A 20,664-nucleotide genomic window follows, 5' to 3' on the forward strand; every position below is an offset into this window, starting at 1 on the left:
CCGTCCCTGAAGCGGGTTCTGGACGCCGTGGTGGCCGAACGGCAGCGGCAGGACGAGAAGTGCCGCGGCGCACCCGCGCCGCGGGTCGCGGTGGCCGGGGGATCAGTCCACGTTGACCACCTTCCACAGCTGGCTGTCGGCGTTCGTGTCCGTCGTCTGGACGAGCTGAGTGCCTCCCGAGGACACGTCGAGCACCTTGTCGCTGTTCACGTTCTTGATCTTGTAGTAGCCGTTTCCGGTGGCGACCAGTGTCCAGTGCTGGTTCGCGGCGTTGGTGTCGGACGACTGGATGACGGACGCGCCGTCCGCGGTGGCAGCACCGCTGACGTCCATGACCAGGGCACTGTTCCGGCTGACGATCTCGTAGCTGCCGTCACCCACCGGGACGAAGCGCCAGTTCTGGTTCCCGGTTCCGGAGTCGGTCCACTGAATGATGTTGGCTCCGGCGGACAACGATCCGCCTGACACATCGACCGCCTTGGAGCTGCTCTTGTTGACCATCTTGTAGTTGGCGTTCTTCGCGGGGAACGAGATGGAGGCGAACGCGTCCAGCGCGCAGACGGTGCTGGACGAGGCGGTGTTCTTCGTGCCGGTGCACACCACCCTGATCGTGTGCGGGCCCGCGGCCAGGTTGGTCTTCTCGAACAGCGGCACCTGCTTCGTCACCGTCGGGGCGTAGGCGTCGATACCCGCCTGGGCGAGGGTGCCGTCGATGTAGACGTCCACCTTGCCCATGTTCGGCTGCGTCATGCTGAGGTACCGGACGCCCGAGCCGGTGAACGAGAACTCGGCGTAGTTGCCCGCGGTGCTCGTGAACTTCTCGGACCCGTTCATGTCCTTCGTGTCGTTCCAGTTCGACCAGGTCCCGGAGTAGGTCACGCCCGCGGCCTTGTCGTCGACGTGGTTCCAGCGCTGCCGCACGAGCGCCTTCGACGCGGCGGAGACGTTGCCTTGGGCGTCCACGACGTAGAGCCGGTAGTCACCCACCGCCTTCGGGACGCTGATGCTCGTCGCGGTGCCGCTCGCGCTGGTCATGGTGGGACCGGCGGCGAACGTCGTCGTACCGGCGGGAGCCAGCCAGAGCGTCTTGGTCGCATCCTTGGGGCTGCGCACCGGAATGGTCATCACGCCCGTGCCGGCGAACGTGCTCGCGGGCAGGGTGTAGTCCTGGAGAGCCACTCTGCTCTGGGGGACGAGGTTCTTGTAGGCGTCCTCCAGACCCGCGTTCAGGGCGATGCTGTACGCCTGCGACGGCCACACATTGTCCCCGTACCCCTTCACGTCCGTGATCGTGCTGTTCGGGACGTTCCTACCGGCGATCTTGTCGACGGTGCCGTAGTTGTTGGTGAGGGTCAGGTCGTGCTGGCGGCCCCAGGTGCCGGAGTTGATGGCGAAGTACACGCCCGGGTCGACGTCGAGCACGTTGTCGTGCTCGTTGATGAAGGCGGAGCCTTCATCGGGGTGCAGGCCGTACTTGTGGCCGGCCGGGACGCCCTTGATGTAGTTGTCGCTGATCTCCGTTCCCGGCTGGCTGCCCAGCGTGTAGATGGGAGCGGAGTCGTCGAGCACCTGCATCGTGTCGAGGATCTGGTTGTACTTGATGGTGTTGTTCTTCGCCGTGCTGGTCGGGTTCCCGGGATTGATGGAGTTCGTCGAGCCGTCGAAGTTCCACCATCCCCAGCCGAGCGTGATGCCCGCCCACGGGGACTTCTCGATCCGGTTGTGCTGCACGGACAGGGAATCGACGAAGTACGCCGACACCGGGCTGGACGCCTCGAACAACACCGCGCTGTCGTAGAGGTAGTTGTCCGTGATCGATATGTTCTTGCAGACGCCCTCGACGTTCACCGGGTACTTCTCGTGGTTGGTCGAGGTGTAGTCCCCGATGTACACGTGCTGGGGGTGCCCCACAGTGAGGGCGGACCCGGCGATGTCATTCGTGACGTTGCCGGTCAACTGCGTGTCCGTCACGTCGTTGGCCAGGGTGATTCCGTCGGCGCCGGTGTGCTGCACCGTGTTGCCCTGCAGGACGATCCCGTCGGCGTTCTCGATCTGCACGGCCGCGGGCGGCAGGTCGACGTTGCGGTAGGTGTACACGTGGAAGTTCTGCCTCACGTACACGGTCGAGACGGTGTTGCCCTGCTGGCTCTGCCGGAAGACGGAGCCCGCGACATTGACCAGGTTCCAGTCGGAGTGCTCGACCGTGAGCCCGGAGAACGTGATGTTCCGCGCGTGGTCGGTCCTCGACGTGCCGGCGATCTTGAGGAGGGTGGACACGTTGTTCGGCGCGAAGACATTCGCCGTGGTCATGTCCTCGGAGCTGGACTTGTAGTAGTAGACCGTGTGGTTCGTCTTGTCGAAGTAGAACTCGCCCGGCTGGTCCAGGAACTCGTAGGCGTTCATGAACGTATGACTGCCGCCGGCTTTGAACGGGCCGTACGCCGATCCCTGGGCAATGGCCGCACCCGGCTGCTGGAACAGGGCGACGCGGTTGGCGCCGTCCGAGCTCGTGGTGATCTGGCGGACTCCGACGATGGCCGTGGTCCAGGTCGTCGCCGACTTGATCTCGACGTCGTCCTGGTTGGAGGCGATGGCCGGCAGGTCGGAGAGGCTGTACTTGGCCCCGTCGCACTGCGAACCCGACTCCCAGGCCCAGGGGGCCTGGCCGGCCGTGACGGAGTAGGTCCCGTAGCAGCCGGCCGAGTTGATCGTCTTCGAGGCCATCTGGGCCCGCTTGCCGTTGACGTAGAGCGCGCGGAGCTTGTTGTCGCGGTTGAGGGTGGCCTTCCAGATGTTCCCGCTGTGCTGGGTCCACCCGGTCACCTGAACGCCGCCGTCCAGCACCGGCTTCTCGCCCGGGTAGGCGGCGTACACGACATGGTGGCCGTTCGTCCCGGAATCGGCCGACGTGAAGGCGATGGTGCTGCTCACCGGGTAGGTGCCGCCGCGGAGATAGACGTTGATGTCCCCGGTCATGTTGTCGTTGACCGTACGCACGACGTCCCGCGCGTGCTGCAGGGTCTTGAACGGCGCGGTGATCGTCCCGGCGTTGGCGTCGTCGCCGGTGGGGGCGACGTAGTAGGTCGCCTGGGTCGCGGCCGAGGCCGGAGTCGGTGTCACGAGGGAGGTCAGCAGCACCGCGGGGAGCGCCGTCGCAAGCACGGCTGACAGCTTGCGGAGGGTGGAGGTCAAGGGCTTCATCGTCTGCCCCTCCGGACAGTGCGGACGGTCGGGAAAACGCTCATGCGGCGGCTCCGGCTGTGTTTGTCGGTGAGGTTTCGCGGACGGGGAGACATGTCAGTGGCGGAAGCGGGGGTACGTACTTCCCTCGCGACGGATGCGGCGGGGTCCGGGTAGTCGGTCGGGGCGGTCGAGGGCGACTGGACCTGGGGCGCGCGTGCCCCTCGGCGGCATCAGAGGAGACCGCCGACGGTGGTGGGGACGTCCAAGTCCTGCCTGATCAGCCCCCGGTCGCGGTGGAGGTCGTCCCAGAGCGCCCGGGGTACGCCGCTCCGCTGGCGTGCCACGTGGCTGCGAACGCTGGGACCGGCCTGGACGAGGACCGCAGCGGCCGAGGCGGTGAGGAGGGCGGCTGTGGCCGGCCATGGTCTGAAGCGGTCGGAGACGGGGTGGTTGCGGGTTGGTCGCACGGACACCTGCCGGTGGATTGTTTCGGAAGGCCTCGCGATGTTTCGCCGGAGTGGGGCGGGCCGGGCGGCTGGGGACAAGGGGAAACGGCGATGCAACATTAGACGTCATATGAATTTCGTCAAGAGGTTCGTCGCGACGACTCGGCCGATGCGTGCCCGCGACATGCGGGGGCGTGCCTGCTGCGCAGCGACAGGGGGTTTGCCCAAATGAGCACCAAGGGACGGTCAAGGTGACCGCCAGATCTGCCCGCACGGCCAACCGCGACCGGCCGTCTCACGTCCTCAACTGCGCGAACGCGCACAGGCCGGCCACCGGGGCCAGCCATGTTTCACCGTCCCGGCCGCACCCCATCGGTCCTACAAGATGTAGGGTGCTCTCGCCTTACAAGGCGTAGGGCGGAGGTGGACGGCAAGCTCGCGGGAAGAGACATGAACAAAGTACCGCGCACCGATCATGGTTGCCGACCAGAGGGATCCGTACGGCGCCCTCAGGAGCCGCGCTCCGAGCGCGTGGCGGAGAGCGGGGTGCTCGCCGCCCTGCGGGCCCCGGCCGGGGAGCTCACCGCGGCATCGGCGTTCCGCCCGGCGAGACCGTCCGGCTCACGCTCCGCCGACGCCCGCACACCGGTGAGGGATCTCGCCGACGCGACCTCACGGCCCATGCGGCAGACCTTCGATCATCAGCCCGCCGCCGCCGGCCGATGGACCACCTTCGGGCAACCCGCGCCGCAGGCGTGCGGCTGGCGTTCGTTCGGACTACGCGGTACAAGGGGTCGGGCACGTGACGGCCCTCCCCCGCGCCCCGTCCCCACCCGCACCGATTCCACCGCCCACTCCCCAAGGTGACCCCAGTCATGACCGCCCAGCAGCAGTCGGCCCTGATCCCCCGCCGGCGCACCACTCCCCAACCAGTGCCCGCCCCTTCCCGGCTGCGGGCGAGGGCAGCCGCCTTCACCGTCTGGTATCTGCGGCTGATCGCCCTGCTCAACATCGCGGCGGTCGTGTCCGTGCCGTTCCGGCGCGAGGTCGACGAGCACAACACCGGCCGGATCTACGCCTCCCACACGGCCCACCGGTTCCACGCGCACCACGCGGGTGAGTACTTCACGCCGTACCTGGCCACCGCCGGCCTGGTCTCGGCCGCGCTCGCGATCTTCCTGTCGCTGGTGATGCGGCGCCGGAAGCGGGCCGCCTGGACGGTCAACATGGTGCTCGCCGGGCCGCTGTTCGCGCTGTACGCCGTCGCACTCACCCAGGACCCGTTTCGCGCGCACGTCTTCAACTGGGCATCGGCCCTGCTCACCGGCTTGTTCGTAGCCGCGCTGCTGATCGGGCGCCGGGAGTTCGAGGCGGTCGGGGACCCGTCCAACCCGAAGCTGGCGCTCGCCGTCGGAGCGGGCGGCATCCTGGTCAGCGGCGCGATCGGGACGCTGCTGGTCGGCGCGACCAACAAACTCCACGGCGCCACCCTCTTCGACAAGGTGGCGTACACACTGCTGCGGGGCATCAGCGTCGGCCCGCTCGCCGACCGCGTGGATGCCGTGCAGGCGCCCCGCTGGGTGGACGTCGTCGTCAACATCATGGTCGCGGCGACCTTCTGCCTCGTCCTGTACGTCTTCTTCCGCTCGCCCCGCGGCCGGGACCTGCTCGGCGCGGAGGACGAGGAGCGGCTGCGGGCGCTGCTCGACCGGCACGGCGAGCGCGACTCCCTCGGTTACTTCGTGCTCCGCCGCGACAAGGCGGTCATCTGGTCGCCGACGGGCAAGGCCGCCGTCGCCTACCGCGTGGTCGGCGGCGTCACTCTCGCCTCCGGCGACCCGATCGGCGACCCGGAGGCGTGGCCCGGCGCCATCGACGCCTGGCTCGCCGAGGCCCGCCGCCACGCCTGGACGCCGGCCGTGATGGGGGCGAGCGAGGAGGCCGGCACGATCTACGCCCGGCACGGTCTGGACGCCCTCGAACTCGGCGACGAGGCCATCGTGGACCTTGCCGACTTCACCCTGGACGGCCGCGCCATGCGCGTCGTACGTCAGGCGCACAACCGGGTGCGGCGGGCCGGGTACACCGTGAGTTTGCGCCGTCACGCCGACATCCCCGAGGACGAGATGGCCACTCTCGTCGAACGCGCCGACCAATGGCGCGACGGCGCCACCGAGCGCGGCTTCTCCATGGCGCTCGGCCGGCTCGGCGACCCCGGCGACGGAAACTGCGTGATGCTGGAGTGCCGCGACGCCGAAGGCGAGCTGCGGGCGCTGCTGAGCTTCGTGCCCTGGGGCAGGCACGGGCTGTCCCTTGACCTCATGCGCCGCGACCGGGACGGCGAGAACGGCCTGATGGAGTTCATGGTCGTCGAACTGCTGCTGCGCGCCGAGGAGTTGGGCGTACGTCGGGTATCGCTGAACTTCGCCATGTTCCGCGCCGTGTTCGAGCGCGGCGCACGCCTGGGCGCCGGACCGGTGCTGCGGCTGTGGCGCTCGATCCTCACGTTCTTCTCCCGCTGGTGGCAGATCGAGTCCCTCTACCGCGCCAACGCCAAGTACCGGCCGGTGTGGGAGCCCCGTTTCCTGCTGTTCGAGAAGACGGCGGACCTGCCGCGGATCGGCATCGCCAGCGCCTGTGCGGAGGGTTTCCTCACCCCGCCCCGCCTGCCCCAGCTCCGAAGGAACCAGCCCGACGGGCCCGTGAAGACCTACGCTCCTTAAGGCCGCCGCCCGGCTCGAGGAGGCGTCGGAGGTGCCGTTGCGCTCGCACGGCAGCCTGTCGGTGAACCGGGCACGGGTGACCGTCCGGCGCTTCCTCTCCCTGCGGTGCGCAGCCCCGCGGCCACGCCAACTGCCGGACGCCCGGCGCCCGTTCGGTGCACGGGAAAACCGTGCGCGCGGGCGCCGCTGTCCGACGTACGCTGACGCCCGCTGTCTGCCGAGGAGGACGCATGGGGATCCGAAGCCTGACCCGTGGCGAAGCCGAGCGCCGGGCCGCACTGTTGACCGTCGAGCGGTACGACGTGGACGTCGACCTCACGGCGCTGCCCGACGGGCCAGAGGTGCGGTGTGTGTCCACGGTGACCTTCACCTGCCGTGAGCCGGGCGCCGAGAGCTTCGTGGACTGCGCGGCAGAGGTCGTCGGCGCCACGCTGAACGGCGCCGCTCTCACCCCGAGCGGTGACGGCCGGATCCCGCTGCCCGCCCTGGCCGGGCACAACGTGCTGCGCGTGGAGAGCATCCAGGCCGACACGTCCGCGGGCGAGGGCGTGCACAAGGCGACCGACCCCGCCGACGGCGAGGTCTATGTGTGGATGAGCTTCGAACCGGACGAGGCCCGGTTCGTCTGGGCGTGCTTCGACCAGCCCGATCTCAAGGCCCCGCATGCCTTCACCGTGACGGCCCCCGCCGCTTGGACCGTCACCAGCAACTCCGGCGAGGCACGCATCGAGGAGATGGGGACGGCCCGCCGCTGGATCTTCCCGGACACGCCGCCGCTGTCCACGTACAACACCGTCGTCAACGCGGGCCCCTTCCACGAGATCCGCCGCGAGGCCGACGGCCATGACCTGGGCCTGTACGCGCGCCGCTCGCTCGCCGAGGTCCTCGACCGTGATGCCGACGAGATCTTCACCGTCACCCGACAGGGGCTCGCCTTCTACGGCGAGACCTTCGCGATGCCGTTCCCGCAGCGCAGATACGACCAGGTGTTCATGCCCGAGTTCGGCGGGGCGATGGAGAACTACGGCTGCGTGACCTGGTCGGACGTGTTCCTGCGGAGGGCCGCGCCGACGCCCGCGGAGCGGGAGCTGCTCGCCAAGGTACTGCTGCACGAGATGGCGCACATGTGGTTCGGCAACATCGTCACCATGCGCTGGTGGGACGACCTCTGGCTGAACGAGGCGTTCGCGGAGTTTGCCTGCAACTGGGCCGCCGAGCGCGCCACCCGCTACACGGACGCCTGGGCGCGCCATCTGGTGAGCGACAAACTACGGGCCTATCTGGCCGACCAGGGCCCGGTCTCCCACCCGATCCACCAGCCCATCCACGATGTCGCCCAGGCCGCGTCGATCTTCGACAGCATCACCTATCCCAAGGGCGCGTCCGTCCTCCAGCAGCTCATGACGTATGTCGGCGAAGAGAACTTCCGGGCCGGCATGGCCGCCTACTTCGCCCGCCACGCATGGGGCAACACCACGCTCCAGGACCTGATCGACTCCCTCGGCAAGGCGAGCGGGCGAGACCTGGACGGCTGGCGCACCGCCTGGCTGGCGACGTCCGGCACCGACCGTTTCTCGCTGGAGCGCGACGGCGAGACCACCACGCTGGTGGCGGCCGGCACCCCACGCCCGCAGGTTCTGGCGGTGGGCGCGTACACGCGGAACGGACAGACGCTGGAACGCACGGGGCTGGTACGCATCGAGGTGACACAGCCCCGTACCCCCGTCGCCGGCCTGCCTCCCGCGCCGGACGTCCTGCTGATCAACGACGAGGACCTGACCTTCGCCACGGCCCGCCCGGACCCCACGACCCGGGACGCGCTCTTCCGTACGGCCGCGGACCTGCCCACGGCCATCTCCCGGGGCGTGGCCGCCGCCACTGTGTGGGACATGCTGATCACCGGCGAGGCCACGGCCGCGGAAGCCGGGCAGTGCATCACCGCGGTCCTCGCGGCGGAGACGTCGGACGCCGTGATCGAGCCGTATCTGTTGCGCGCCGGGGACATCGCGGAACTGTGGGCGCCGCCCGGCGAACGCGCGCAGCTCACGGCGGCGGTGGCCAGGACCTGCCGGGACCTCGCCGCGGATCCCGGCCGCCGCCGGGTGGCCCTGCGCGGCCTGGCCCGCACCGCCACGACCGCCGAAGATCTCGCGTGGCTGCGCGAGCAGGCGGGCGCCGACGTCGATCTGCACTGGCGCGCGCTGGTCCGTGCGGCCGAACTGGGCGAGGACGTCATCTCCGAGGCCGCCCTCCTGCTGGAACGCGACCCGGACCCCGACGCGTGGATCCGCGCCCTCACCGTACGGGCCGCGGTGCCCGGCGCCGCCGCCAAGGCAGAGGTCTGGCAGAAGCTCGTCGTCGACCGCACCGTCCCCGTCTCCGCGGTCGGGCAGGTGGCGGCGGCCTTCTGGCGCCCCGCCCAGGACGACCTGCTCAGCCCCTACACGCGGCGTTATCTGGAGGCGATCCCCCATCTGCACCAGGGTGGGATGATCCCGGCGATGGGGTTCACGAGCCACCTGTTCCCGCCGTACGCCATCGACTCCGATTACCTCGAAAGCGCCCAGCGGATCTCCGAAGGGGCGACCCCGGTGGTCCGCAACACGCTCCTCGCACGCTCGGACACGGTCCGCCGCATGCTTCATGCGCGTTCCCGCAGGCCCTGACCGTTCCTGCGGGAGGCCCGGACCGCGCAGGCCCGGCCGCATCTCCCTGCGGCCCGGCCTGCTCCGGGGCTCGGCCCGGGCCGGCGCAGGAAGCGGTCATTCGTCGGCCCGGTGGCTGGCCGCGAACTCCCGCAGTTTGTCCGCGGGGGCGTTGAACCTGTCGTGGTCGCCGACGGTCGGCCCGGAGGACGTGTACTGCCACATCATGTACGTCGACCAGCCCGCCGGAAGTTCGCCCACCGTCGAGCCGTACCTGGCGACCCACAGCGGGTTGGTGGAGCCGAAGCCCCTGTAGCCGCCCGTGCAGTTGTTCCACCAGTTCGTGGCCGTGTAGATCACGGCGGTGCGGCCGGTGCGGGCCTTGTAGCGGTTCAGGAAGGCACGGATCCAGGCCACCATGCCGCTCTTGGTCTTGCCGTAACAGGCGTCACCGTAGGGGTTCCACTCGATGTCGAGGGCACCGGGCAGGGTCCGGCCGTCGGCGGACCAGCGCCCGCCGTGGTCGACGAAGTAGTCGGCCTGCGCGGTGCCGCTGCTGGAGTCCGGCGTGGCGAAGTGGTAGGCCCCGCGGACCATGCCGACGCGATAGGCGCCGTCGTACTGCTGGGCGAAGTAGGGGTTCTGGTAGGACGTCCCCTCTGTGGCCTTGGTGTAGGACCAGCGGGTGCCGCTGCTCCACAAGGCGGACCAGGCGACATCGCCCTGGTAGCTGGAGACGTCGACGCCTTCGGTCTGGCCGACCTGGAGGGGCGGGGGGTCGGGGTCGGGATCGGAGTGAGCGCCCATTCCTTCGTACTTTCCGACGCCCATTCCCATGTAGGCGTGGCCGCGCACGGGGTCGGGCCAGGGTCCGGCCGCCGAGTACGCGGGCGGCATTGCGGGCAGGGTGAGGAGGAGGCCGGTCAGGGCAGCGATGAGACGCCAGCGCGAGCGGCCGTGCTGAGGACGGAAGCAGCTTGGCACGCCACCCATCTGATCCCGGGACACGCCGGACCGCACGTCATGTACCGCCCAATGAAGGCATCATCGGTGCCGGAGTACTCCAATGGGTGTGCCTCGTGTTTGCGTGGGCGGCGATATCGTCGATGCTGTTTCCCATGGATCCGTACGCTGGCCGCATGCCCGTGCGGGAGGAGGTGCTGGTGGGTGGAGCCGGCGACGAGGGGACGTCCCGAAGGGCTGTTCGTCGGCTTGTGCACGCTGGACGTCATCCAGCTCGTGGACCACGCACCGGCTTCGAACGAGAAACTGACGGCGCGTGAACAGGTCGTCGCGGCAGGCGGTCCGGCGGCGAACGCGGCCGCCGCCTTCAGCCACCTGGGCGGTACCGCCAGGTTGCTCACCGCGATCGGCTCCCATCCGCTGGGGCTCGGGATCAAGGAAGACCTGGGCCGCCTGGGCGTGGCCGTGTCGGACCTGGCGGCGGAGTCGGCCGAGCCCCCGGCGGTGTCTTCCATTCTGGTGACGGCGTCCAGCGGGGAGCGCGCCGTCGCCTCGACCAATGCGAAAGGCCACCGGCTCCGCCCGCCCGACGATCTCGACGTGTTGGTGGCCGCCTGTGACATCGCGGAGTTCGACGGACACCACATGGACCTGGCCGTGGCCGCCGCCCGGCTCGCGCGTGCCGCCGGCCGTCCGACCGTCTTCGACGGGGGCAGCTGGAAGGAGGGCACGCAGCACCTGCTGCCTTTCATCGATGTGGCGGTCTGCTCGGCCGACTTCCGCCCGCCCGGCGCGAGCACGCCGAAGGACACCCTGCGGTTCCTGCGGGAGCACGGGGTCGGCTGGTCGGCGGTCAGCCGGGGAGAACGGCCCATCCTGTGGGCCGGTCCGCACAGCAGTGGGACGGTGGACGTGCCCGCGGTCCGTGTGGCGGACACACTGGGGGCGGGTGACGTTCTGCATGGGGCGCTCGCCCATCACCTCGCCGTTCAGGGCCCCCTCCTGACATCGGAGGGCTTTGTTCAAGCCCTGCGGGGCGCGGCGGTGGTGGCCTCGCGGGCGTGTGCGTCGTTCGGCACGCGCGCCTGGATGCAAGAAGGTTGAGGCCACACCGGCCGCAGGCGGACTCTACCCAGTTGTGGTTGAAACTTCAAACGCAGATCGGTCCATTCATCACGTGGATGCACCGGATACGGGATTCGGATGGCGCCAAGGATGGCGGCGGGCACCGAGCGCACCCATAGTCGTCCCTACCCGCACGCCGCTGTCCGGACCAGTCGCCGTCGTGCGGCCCGTCCCCTGCATGCCGTGCGCCGTTGGCGCCCCTGACAGGCATGCCCGCTTCCGTACACCCTGCCTGGAGTCGCCATGCCCGGTTCCGTCCCGCCGCCGTCCGCCACCGCGGTCGACGACGCCCCTTCGTCGCCCGTGGCCGTCTCGGGTCCGGCCCATCTGCTGCGCGTGAGCGTGCTGATGGCGGGCAGTTGTCTGCCGATCCTCGGGGCGGTGCTCATCGCGCCGGTCCTGCCGAAGATGCAGGACCACTTCGGATCGGTTCCGGGTGCGAAGGCACTGGTGCCGCTCGCGCTGACCGTCCCGGCGCTGTCGCTGGCCCTGCTGGCCCCGTTCGCCGGCGTGATCGTGGACCGGCTCGGCCGCAGGCGACTGCTCATCGTGGCGACGCTGCTCTACGCCCTCTTCGGCACCGCCCCGCTCTGGCTGGACTCGCTCGGCGCCATCATCGCCAGCCGCGCGCTCGTCGGGGTCACCGAGGCCGCGATCATGACGTGCTGCACCACGCTGATCGGCGACTACTACTCGGGGCAGCGGCGGGTGAAGTACCTCGCCCTGCAGACCATGTGTGCCTCTGCCTCGGCGACCGTCTTCTTCGTGCTCGGTGGCGCCGCCGGTTCGGCGGGCTGGCGCGTGCCCTTCGGGGTGTACGCCGTGAGCCTGGCGCTCGCCCCGCTGATGGTGACCGCCCTGCCCGACCTGGCTGCACGCCCCGCCGCCGTCGAGGCACCGGCCGCAGCAAGGGCCCGACGGCCGTTCCCCTGGCGGGAGTTGAGAGGTGTCTGCGCCCTGACCTTCTTCGGTGCGATGGTCTTCTACACCGTGCCGGTGGAGATGTCGTACCTGCTCGACGGCCTCGGGACGAAGGACTCGGGTGTGATCGGGCTGGCCACGGCGATCGCCAGCGCCGCGACCGTGGGCGGGGCGATCGCCTTCGCCCGTCTCGAACGTTCCCCGGACGCGATGCTGCCGGCCGTTCTCGGCATCTGCGCGGTCGGCTTCGGGGTGATGTTCCTCGCGGGCAACGCGCCGCTGCTGGTCGCCGGAGCGGTGATCAACTGTGTGGGCACGGGCATGCTGCTGCCCGCCCTTCTCACCAGCGCCATGTCCCGGCTGGCCTACGAGGACCGCGGCCGCGGGACGGGCCTGTGGACGGCGGCCTTCTTCGCCGGTGAGTTCGTCTGCCCCTTGGTGCTGCTCGCCGGGGAGTCGGCGGTCGGCAGCCTCGCAGGCGCCGTGGGCGTGCTGGGACTGGCCGCCGCTCTCGTCGCCGCGGGACTGCTGGCGGCCCGCCGCCGCTCGCCCGCAGACGACTCCCGGCCACTGCCCGGGCAACTGGCCTGAGCACGCACGCCGACGGCCCCCACAGACGCCATGCTCAGGGGCCAGCGCCGGACCGGATCACAGCCGGTCCGGCGGCCGGAGCCGGGGATCACACCCGGTCCGGCCTCGGCCCGGCGCCGGGTACGCCGGGTACGGCCGTCCCGTGGCCGTTGCCCGTCAGCGTCGCGCCCACCTCTGCCGCCTTCTGCCGGAGCCAGATGTGGGCCGCGTCCTGGGCATGGACCGGGTGCCACCACATCGCCTCCTGCACCGGTACGGCCTCGAAGGGGCAGGGCAGGACGCGAACCGCGGCGAGGCGGGTCGCGCTGCGGGCCAGGCGTTCCTGGATCATCGCGACCCGGCTGGTGCCCTCGACCATGGGGGGCAGCAACTGGAAGGCCTGCACGGACACCTCCACCCGGGGACTGATGCCGATCATGCTGAGCTGGCGGGCCGCGGGCGCGTCGTAGGGGCGCTGGTAGACGGCCCAGGGCAGACGTGCCAGATCGTCGAGGGTGAGCTCGTCGCCGATCTCGGGGTTGTCGTCGGCGACCAGGCACATCCATCGGTCCTGGTGGAGGTCGACGGCCGGCAGGCCGTCGATGACGCCGTGCGGCATCAGCAGGCCGTCGACCGTGCTCAGCGTGGTGGCGGGGTTCTCCACGACGGACGGCGGTGTGTGCTGGAAGGTCAGCCGGATGCCGGGAGCCTCGTGATGCAGGGCGCGGGCGAGCGCGGCGCCGAACACGGCCGTGCCGTAGTCGGAGGCGAACAGCGTGAACTCCCGGGTCTCCGCCGCCGGGTCGAACTCGGCCTGGCTGGAGAAGACACGTTCCAGCAGGTCGCAGGCGGTCACACTGCGGTCTCGCAGGGCGACGCCGAGCGGGGTCAACTCGTAGGAGTTCCCCGTGCGGGCCAGCAATTCGTCCCCGAAATGACGGCGCAGCCTGGCCAGCGCCGCGCTCATCGCGGGCTGGCTCAGCCCGATGCGCTCGCCGGCCCGGGTGACGTTGCGCTCCTCCAGCAGCGCACGCAGGGCGACGACCAGATTGAGGTCGAGACGGGACAGGTTCACCGGTTACCACCTTGGAGCGAGCGCCGGGCCGAGGGCGAGGACAGCCATCCTACGAGCCATCCATGCCGTGGATGTGGTGGATCCACAGGATTGATTTCCCTGATTGGTTGATCGGGGTCACAGTAGTCCGCAACCCAGCAGGAGGAAATCTGATGGCAACGCTCGTGCAACCTGCCGGCCCCTTCGCGCTCGGCACATTCTCGGCCCAGGACGCTCAAGCCCCCTTCCCGGGCCTCCTGGCCGAGGGCCGCGTACTCGACCTGAGCAAAGCCCTGGACTGGGCGCCGCGCGAGGTGCGTGCCGTGGTCGAGCGGTGGGAGCAGACCCTCCCCGAGCTGCACGCCCTGGCGGGCGACACCGCCCTCGACTGGCGGCCGCTGGAGGGCCTGCAGGTGCACGCCCCGCTGGAGCCCCGCCAGATCTTCCAGTCCGGCGCCAACTACCGGCAGCACGTGATCGACCTGGAGGCCGCCCACCGCTCCCCCGACGACCCGCGCACGGTCGAGGAGGCGCGTGCGGAGATCGCCGCGGTCATGGACCGCCGGGCCGCCGAGGATCTGCCTTACGTGTTCATCGGCCTGCCCAGCACCGTCGCAGGACCGTACGACGACGTCGTACTGCCCGAATGGGCCGAACAGCCCGACTGGGAGCTGGAGTTGGCGGCCGTCATCGGCAAGCCCGCCTACCGGGTGTCGGTGGAGGAGGCTCTCGAGCACGTCGCCGGGTACACGATCGCCAACGACCTCACCGACCGTGCCACCGTCTTCCGCCGGGACATGAAGGCCATCGGCACGGACTGGCTGCGCTGCAAGAACGCCCCCGGCTTCACCCCGCTCGGGCCGTGGCTCGTGCCGGCCGGGTCGATCGCGGATCCGCAGGATCTTCGGGTCACGCTGAAGCTGAACGGCGACACCATGCAGGACGAGTCCACCAAGGACATGCTCTTCGGGGTCGCGCGGCTGGTGTCGTACATCTCCCGGACCTCTCGGCTTCTGCCCGGCGACCTGGTGTTGACCGGCAGCCCGGCCGGCAACGGCATGCACTGGGGCCGGCTGCTGCGCGACGGCGACGTCATGGAGGGCTCCATCACCGGTCTGGGAGTTCAGCGCACCCGATGTGTGGCGGAGAAGGCGTCATGACTCCTGACCGTCACGACCCGGAAGGCGCGATCGCCGAGGCCGCCAAGGCCTGCTCCAACTGGGGGCGCTGGGGCGAGGACGACGTACTCGGCACGCTCAACTTCCTCGACGAGGCCAAGCGGCGCGAAGGCGCCGCGCTCGTGCGCCGGGGCGTCAGCTTCTCACTGTCGCAGTCCTTCGACATGAACGGTCCGCAGAAGGGCTGGCGCCGGCGGACCAACCCCGTCCACACGATGCTCGACACCGGCACCGACGCCGCCCTCGGCAACCAGGGCTTCCCGCACGGCATCGGCGGCGCCGACGACGTGATCGCCATGCCGTTGCAGTGCTCCACCCAGTGGGACGGACTCGGCCACATCTTCGACCATGGCTTCGCCTGGAACGGACGGCGAGCGGACAAGGTCGTCACCTCCGAGGGCGACCTCGTCACCGGGATCGAGCACATGGCGCCGTATGTCGCCGGGCGCGGGGTCCTCCTCGACGTGGGCCAAGTGGTCGGCGTGGACGGCGAGTTGCCCGACGGGTTCGCCATCACCGAGGAGCATCTGACCGCGGCCGCCGCGGCGCACGGGGTGGCCGTCGGGCGCGGCGACATCGTCCTCGTACGGACCGGGCGCCTCGCCCGCGCCCGCCGAGAGGGCTGGGGCGACTATGCGGGCGGGCCCGCGCCGGGCCTGTCGTTCACCACCGCAGGCTGGCTGCACGGCACGGAGATCGCCGCGATCGCCACCGACACCTGGGGCTTCGAGGTGCGGCCCAACGAGTTCGAGAACGCCTTCCAGCCACTGCACCAGGTCGTCATCCCCAACGTCGGACTGCTGGTGGGCGAGATGTGGGACCTCGACGCGCTCGCCGCGGACTGCGCCGAGGACGGCGTGTACGAGTTCTGGCTCACCGCCGCGCCGCTGCCCATCACCGGTGCGGTCGGCTCCCCGGTCAACCCCATCGCCGTCAAGTAACGCTCACGGCCGCGCCCTGACGGGGCGAGCCGCATCCCCCCGCCGCCCGAAGCCGTGCGGCCCGACCGGGAGGTATCCCGACATGACCGATCCCTCCGCCCGTTCCGTCCTCGTCATCGGCGGGGGCGCCTCCGGCAACGCCGTCACGATCCTCCTGCGCCGTGCGGGCATCACGGTGGACCTGATCGAGGCCAGTCCCGACTGGCATGCCTCCACCGGCTCGGGCATCACCCTCCAGGGCAACGCTCTCAGGGTGCTGCGCGAGCTGGGGGTGTGGGAGCAGGTGAGCGCCTCCGGGTTCGCCTTCGGCTCGGTGGGGGTCACCGCCCCGGACGGCACCGTGCTGTTCGTCGCCGAGGACATCCAGACCGGCGGCGCGGAGCTGCCCGCCACCGTCGGCATGCAGCGCCCCCGGCTCCAGCAGATCCTGAGCGACGCGGTCCGCGCGTCCGGCGCCGGCGTGCGCCTGGGCGTCACGGCCGAGTCCCTGGAGCAGGACGCGGACGGTGTCTCGGTACGCTTCAGCGACGGCACCGAGGGCCGATACGACCTGGTCGTCGCCGCCGACGGTCTCAACTCGGCGACCCGCGCCGCGATCGGCATCACCGACAAGCCCGTGCCGACCGGCATGGCCATCTGGCGCGTCGCCGCTCCGCGTCCCGAGGGTCTGGAGCGCACCGACCTCACCTACGGCGGACCGGCCCACATCGCCGGATACTGCCCCACCAGCGAGAGCACCCTCTACGCCTACGTCGTCGAGGGGTGCCGGGACCGCGCGTCGATCCCGCCGCAGTCGTACGCCGACGAGATGCGCGGCCTCGCACAGGCCTACGGCGGATTCTGGCCCGAGATCGTGAAGCACATCGACGATCCGGCCAAGGTCAACTACACCTGGTTCGACCGCCACTTGGTCGAGGGCCCCTGGCACCGAGGCCGGGTCGTGCTGGTCGGGGACGCCGCCCACTGCTGCCCGCCCACCCTCGCCCAGGGCGCGGCGATGTCCCTGGAGGACGCCTCGGTCCTCGCCGAGCTGCTGACCACCGGACAGGACTGGGACGAACAGCTGCTCTCCGACTACCGGGCCCGACGGCTGCCCCGGGTGCGCATGGTCGTCGACGCCTCCGTCCAGCTCGGCCAGTGGGTGCTCGACGGGGTGCACGACGCCGACGTGCCCGGGCTGATCGGCCGCACCATGAACGCGCTGAAGGAGCTCCCGTGACCGGTCCGAACGATCCTCCGGCGGTGCCGACGATCGACGTCCACGCCCACCTCCTGCTTCCGCAGATCGAGGAGGCCGTCGCCGGACACCCCGGGCTCGCCGAGGCCCGCGAGCTCGATGCCCGCCGCAACGGTCCGGCGGCCCTCACCGTGAACGGTCCGATGGTCGGGGCGCGCCTGCCGAAGCTGACGGACGTCGCCGTGCGGCTGGCGGCGATGGACGCGCAGGGCGTGGACGTCCAGCTGGTCAGCCCGTCCCCGTCGCACTACCACTACTGGGCCGAGCCTCAACTGGCCCGGCAGGTCTGCCGGTTGGCCAACGAGGGCACCGCCGCGCACTGCGCGAAGGCCCCCGACCGATTGCGCGGCCTCGGCCTGGTCCCCCTCCAACACCCCGTCCTCACCGTGGAGTTGCTCGACCATGCGCTGGACGAGGGGTTGGAGGGCGTGGAGATCTCCTCGCACGCGCCCGGCCGTGAGCTGTCGGATCCCGCCTACGAACCCTTGTGGTCCCGCGCGGAGGAGAGCGGTGCGCTGGTCTTCCTGCACCCGTTCGGCTGCACCCTCGACGAGCGCCTGGACCAGTGGTACCTCTCCAACACCGTCGGTCAGCCCGCCGAGAACGCGGTCGCCCTCTCCCACCTGATCTTCTCCGGCGTCCTGGACCGCCATCCGGGACTCAAGCTGATCGCGGCGCACGGCGGCGGCTATCTGCCCACCCACATCGGCCGCTCCGACCACGCCTGGCGGGCCCGCCCCGACGCGCAGGGCTGCGCACGGGAGCCGAGCAGCTATCTGCGGCAGCTGTACTTCGACTCCCTCGTCCACGACCCCCACGTCCTGCGGGAGTTGCTGCGGGCCGCCGGGCCGGAGCGGGTCCTGCTCGGCTCCGACTTCCCCTTCGACATGGGCACCGACGACCCGCTGGGCGCGCTGCGCGCCGCGGACCTGCCCGACGACGACTTCCACGCGGTGCGGGGCGGCAACGCCGCCGCCCTGCTCGACCTCGACTGAGGAGGACCCCCCTCATGAACAACCGCCTGCTCACCCACCTGCGGCACGTCGACCTGGCCGTGCCCGACTACGACAAACAGCTCGACTTCTACTCCGGCGTCTGGGGCCTGACCAAGGTCGCCGAGGACTCCGGCATCTCCTTCCTGGCCGCCGAGGGCAGCCCCGAGCAGTATGTGATCCGCCTGCGCAAGGCCGACGAGAAGCGTCTCGACCTCGTGTCCTACGGTGCCGCGAGCGTGGCCGACGTGGACGCGTTCGCCGATCAACTCCTGGCCGACGGCGTGCAGTTGATCTCGCATCCGGGCAAGGTGGACACCCCCGGCGGCGGCTACGGCTTCCGTTTCTTCGACGTCGACGGCCGCACCATCGAGGTCTCCTCCGACGTCGAGGTACGGCAGCACCGCAGGATCGAGGAGAAGGAGTCCATCCCGGTCAAGCTGTCGCACGTCGTCCTCAACTCCCCCGATCTGAACCGCACTCGGGAGTGGTACGAGCGCCACATGGGCTTCCGTCTCTCCGACACGCTCAGCTCGCCGCACATGGGCGAGGTCATGCACTTCATGCGGATCTCCAACCAGCACCACTCGATGGCCATCGCTCAGGGCCCGCACACCTCCCTGCACCACGTCTCCTTCGAAATGCGCGGCCTGGACGAGTACATGCGCGGCTCCGGGCGCGTGATGCGGGCCGGGATCCGCAAGATCTGGGGCCCCGGCCGCCACATGGCCGGCGACAACACCTTCACCTACTTCCTCGACCCGCACGGCAACACCGTCGAGTACACGACGGAGCTGGAGGTCCTGGACGAGGACACCTGGCACCCGCACGTCTACGACTTCTCCCAGCCCGAGGTCACCGACCAGTGGGGCACCGCGAACCCCATGAACGAACTCATCGCCAAGGAGTCCTTCAACGACGTGGACCGCGGCGTCTTCGTCGCCCCGCCGGTCTGACCGGCACTCCCCGAGTCACCGGGGGCGCGGCAGCCCAGTCATGCCCTGACTCCCCGCCGCGCCCTCAACCTTCGTGCCCGCCCTCCCCTCCGACAGGACACCGCCCATGCGTTTCGCCACGTACGAGTACCGCAACAGACGCCAAGTGGCCGTCGTCGAGGAGGACGGCACGCTCCACCCCCTGCCCGGCGTCACCTCACTGACCGGACTGCTCGCCGAGGGCGGCGGTCTGCCCGAACTCCTCGAAGCGGGCTCCGTGATGGCCGACGTGCCGGCCGGCCCGCATGTCTCGGACGTACGGCTGCTGGCGCCGCTCCAGCCGCCCACCGTGCGGGACTTCGTCACCTTCGAGGAGCACGTCGAGGGCGTACGGCGGTCCGTGGACGGGAGCGCGGGCGTGCCCGAGCAGTGGTATGCGGCCCCCACCTTCTACTTCACCAACCCGTACGCCGTGTACGGGCCGGGCGACGACATCCCCGTGCCGCCGGGTTCGAGCGTCCTGGACTTCGAGCTCGAGGTGGCCGCCGTGATCGGCAAGGAGGGCCGCGACCTCACGCCCGAGCAGGCCCGTGAGCACATCGTCGGCTACACCGTGCTCAACGACTGGTCCGCCCGCGACCTCCAGTCCGCCGAGATGCGGGTGGGGCTCGGCCCGTGCAAGGGCAAGGACACCGCCACCACCCTGGGCCCCTACCTGGTCACCGCCGACGAGCTGGACCAGTACCGCGACGAGGACGGATTCCTGCGGCTCGCGCTCACCGCCGAGGTGAACGGCGAGGTGGTCGGCAAGGACCTGCTGTCCAACATGAGCTGGACGTTCGAGGAGATGGTCGCCTACGCCTCGCGCGGGACCTGGGTGCGTCCCGGCGACGTCCTCGGCTCGGGCACCTGCGGCAACGGCGGCTGTCTCGCCGAGCTGTGGGGCGTACGAGGCAGGCAGGACCCGGCGCCGCTGAAGCCCGGAGACACGGTCACGCTCACCGTCGAGGGCATCGGCAGTGTCTCCAACACCGTGGTGAGCGGCACCGATCCACGGCCCGTCCCCGCCGGCCGGCGCCGCTCACGGGAGCGGCCGTGAGCGGCCTCCCTCCGAAGCGGCTGCTCGGCAAGGTCGTCGTGGTGACGGGCGCGGCCGGCGGCCAGGGCGCCGCGGAGGCCACGGCACTCACCCGCGAGGGCGCGCGAGTGATCGCCACCGATGTCATGGAGGGGCCCGGCTGCCGCCGCCTGGACGTCACCAGCGAGCAGGACTGGGCCCGGCTCGCCGCCGAACTGCGGGAGTCGTACGGGCAGGTGCACGGCCTGGTCAACAACGCGGGCGTCACCTGGCGCGCCCGCATCGACGACGTACGCCCCGAGGACATGGCCCGCGTCCACGCCGTCAATGTCACCGGGCCACTCCTCGGCATCCAGCACCTGGTGCCGCTGATGCGCGCGGGGGCGTCGATCGTGAACGTCGGTTCGTCGGCGGCGCTCACCGCCCACTACCCGGTGGCGTACACGACCAGCAAGTGGGCGCTGCGCGGCCTGTCCAGGACCGCCGCCATGGAACTGGGGCCCCGCGGTATCCGCGTGAACACCATCCACCCCGGCTTCATCGAGACGGACATGACCGCCTCCGCGGCCCCGGCCTTCCGCGAGGCGAACCTCCGTCTGACCCCGCTCGGCCGCACCGGCACGGTGGACGACATCGCCCCGCTCGTCGCCTTCCTCCTCTCGGACGACTCCGC

At 70.4% G+C, this 20,664-nt stretch carries 16 protein-coding genes; 11 read left to right on the plus strand and 5 right to left on the minus strand.

Annotated features, from left to right (window positions below; translation table 11 throughout):
* Window positions 1–102: 102 nt before the first annotated feature.
* The 3 genes from ACWC1K_RS49180 to ACWC1K_RS49190 all read right to left on the minus strand — a co-directional run bounded on the left by ACWC1K_RS49180 (window position 103) and on the right by ACWC1K_RS49190 (window position 4,312).
* Complete coding sequence (locus tag ACWC1K_RS49180) at window positions 103–3,201, minus strand: RICIN domain-containing protein (RefSeq protein WP_450840558.1); 3,099 nt, start codon at window positions 3,199–3,201, stop codon at window positions 103–105.
* A 212-nt stretch (window positions 3,202–3,413) separates the two neighbouring features.
* Window positions 3,414–3,656: a hypothetical protein gene (locus ACWC1K_RS49185; RefSeq protein WP_450840559.1), complete on the minus strand. Its 243-nt coding sequence runs from the start codon at window positions 3,654–3,656 to the stop codon at window positions 3,414–3,416.
* Between the two features lie 482 nt (window positions 3,657–4,138).
* Entirely contained in the window at window positions 4,139–4,312 is a 174-nt protein-coding gene (locus ACWC1K_RS49190) for a hypothetical protein (protein ID WP_450840560.1), read from the minus strand.
* Between the two features lie 192 nt (window positions 4,313–4,504).
* On the opposite strand from ACWC1K_RS49190, the gene ACWC1K_RS49195 reads away from it, so the two are divergent.
* Together ACWC1K_RS49195 and pepN are read left to right on the plus strand one after the other, a co-directional pair.
* On the plus strand, window positions 4,505–6,352 hold the full coding sequence (locus ACWC1K_RS49195) for a phosphatidylglycerol lysyltransferase domain-containing protein (RefSeq protein ID WP_450840561.1): 1,848 nt from the start codon (window positions 4,505–4,507) through the stop codon (window positions 6,350–6,352).
* A 230-nt stretch (window positions 6,353–6,582) separates the two neighbouring features.
* Window positions 6,583–9,018, plus strand: coding sequence for an aminopeptidase N (gene pepN, locus ACWC1K_RS49200; protein ID WP_450840562.1), 2,436 nt, complete (start codon window positions 6,583–6,585; stop codon window positions 9,016–9,018).
* Window positions 9,019–9,114: 96 nt separating this feature from the next.
* On the opposite strand, the gene ACWC1K_RS49205 is transcribed toward pepN, so the two are convergent.
* Window positions 9,115–9,990, minus strand: coding sequence for a lysozyme (locus tag ACWC1K_RS49205; RefSeq protein ID WP_450840563.1), 876 nt, complete (start codon window positions 9,988–9,990; stop codon window positions 9,115–9,117).
* A 174-nt stretch (window positions 9,991–10,164) separates the two neighbouring features.
* Between ACWC1K_RS49205 and ACWC1K_RS49210 the strand changes: the two genes are divergently transcribed.
* Both ACWC1K_RS49210 and ACWC1K_RS49215 read left to right on the plus strand, forming a co-directional pair.
* Window positions 10,165–11,064 carry a PfkB family carbohydrate kinase gene (locus tag ACWC1K_RS49210; RefSeq protein WP_450840565.1) on the plus strand — a complete coding sequence of 300 codons (900 nt, stop codon included), beginning with the start codon at window positions 10,165–10,167 and terminating at the stop codon, window positions 11,062–11,064.
* Between the two features lie 264 nt (window positions 11,065–11,328).
* Entirely contained in the window at window positions 11,329–12,597 is a 1,269-nt protein-coding gene (locus ACWC1K_RS49215; protein ID WP_450840567.1) for an MFS transporter, read from the plus strand.
* Window positions 12,598–12,685: 88 nt separating this feature from the next.
* Here the strand turns inward: ACWC1K_RS49215 and ACWC1K_RS49220 are convergent, their stop codons facing one another.
* Window positions 12,686–13,651: a LysR family transcriptional regulator gene (locus ACWC1K_RS49220; RefSeq protein ID WP_450840569.1), complete on the minus strand. Its 966-nt coding sequence runs from the start codon at window positions 13,649–13,651 to the stop codon at window positions 12,686–12,688.
* Window positions 13,652–13,803: 152 nt separating this feature from the next.
* Here ACWC1K_RS49220 and ACWC1K_RS49225 point away from each other — a divergent pair, with 152 nt between their 5' ends.
* From ACWC1K_RS49225 to ACWC1K_RS49255, 7 genes are all read left to right on the plus strand, one after another.
* A complete protein-coding gene (locus tag ACWC1K_RS49225) occupies window positions 13,804–14,790 on the plus strand; it encodes a fumarylacetoacetate hydrolase family protein (protein WP_450840570.1) in 987 nt (328 codons plus the stop codon).
* Window positions 14,787–15,749 (plus strand): cyclase family protein, encoded by a 963-nt coding sequence (locus ACWC1K_RS49230; RefSeq protein WP_450840571.1) that lies wholly within the window; start codon window positions 14,787–14,789, stop codon window positions 15,747–15,749. Before ACWC1K_RS49225 ends, ACWC1K_RS49230 begins: the two co-directional genes overlap by 4 nt.
* A gap of 82 nt (window positions 15,750–15,831) precedes the next feature.
* Entirely contained in the window at window positions 15,832–16,968 is a 1,137-nt protein-coding gene (locus tag ACWC1K_RS49235; RefSeq protein ID WP_450840573.1) for an FAD-dependent oxidoreductase, read from the plus strand.
* Entirely contained in the window at window positions 16,965–17,981 is a 1,017-nt protein-coding gene (locus tag ACWC1K_RS49240; protein ID WP_450840575.1) for an amidohydrolase family protein, read from the plus strand. The genes ACWC1K_RS49235 and ACWC1K_RS49240 overlap by 4 nt, the downstream gene beginning before the upstream one ends.
* Before the next feature lie 14 nt (window positions 17,982–17,995).
* The gene (locus tag ACWC1K_RS49245) at window positions 17,996–18,934 is read left to right on the plus strand and encodes a VOC family protein (RefSeq protein WP_450840577.1); all 939 of its coding nucleotides are present in this window, start codon (window positions 17,996–17,998) and stop codon (window positions 18,932–18,934) included.
* Between the two features lie 106 nt (window positions 18,935–19,040).
* On the plus strand, window positions 19,041–20,012 hold the full coding sequence (locus ACWC1K_RS49250; RefSeq protein ID WP_450840579.1) for a fumarylacetoacetate hydrolase family protein: 972 nt from the start codon (window positions 19,041–19,043) through the stop codon (window positions 20,010–20,012).
* The coding region (locus tag ACWC1K_RS49255; RefSeq protein ID WP_450840581.1) for an SDR family NAD(P)-dependent oxidoreductase at window positions 20,009–20,664 on the plus strand (656 nt) is incomplete at its 3' end. The genes ACWC1K_RS49250 and ACWC1K_RS49255, both read left to right, overlap by 4 nt.

Source organism: Streptomyces sp. NPDC001492 (assembly GCF_053597275.1).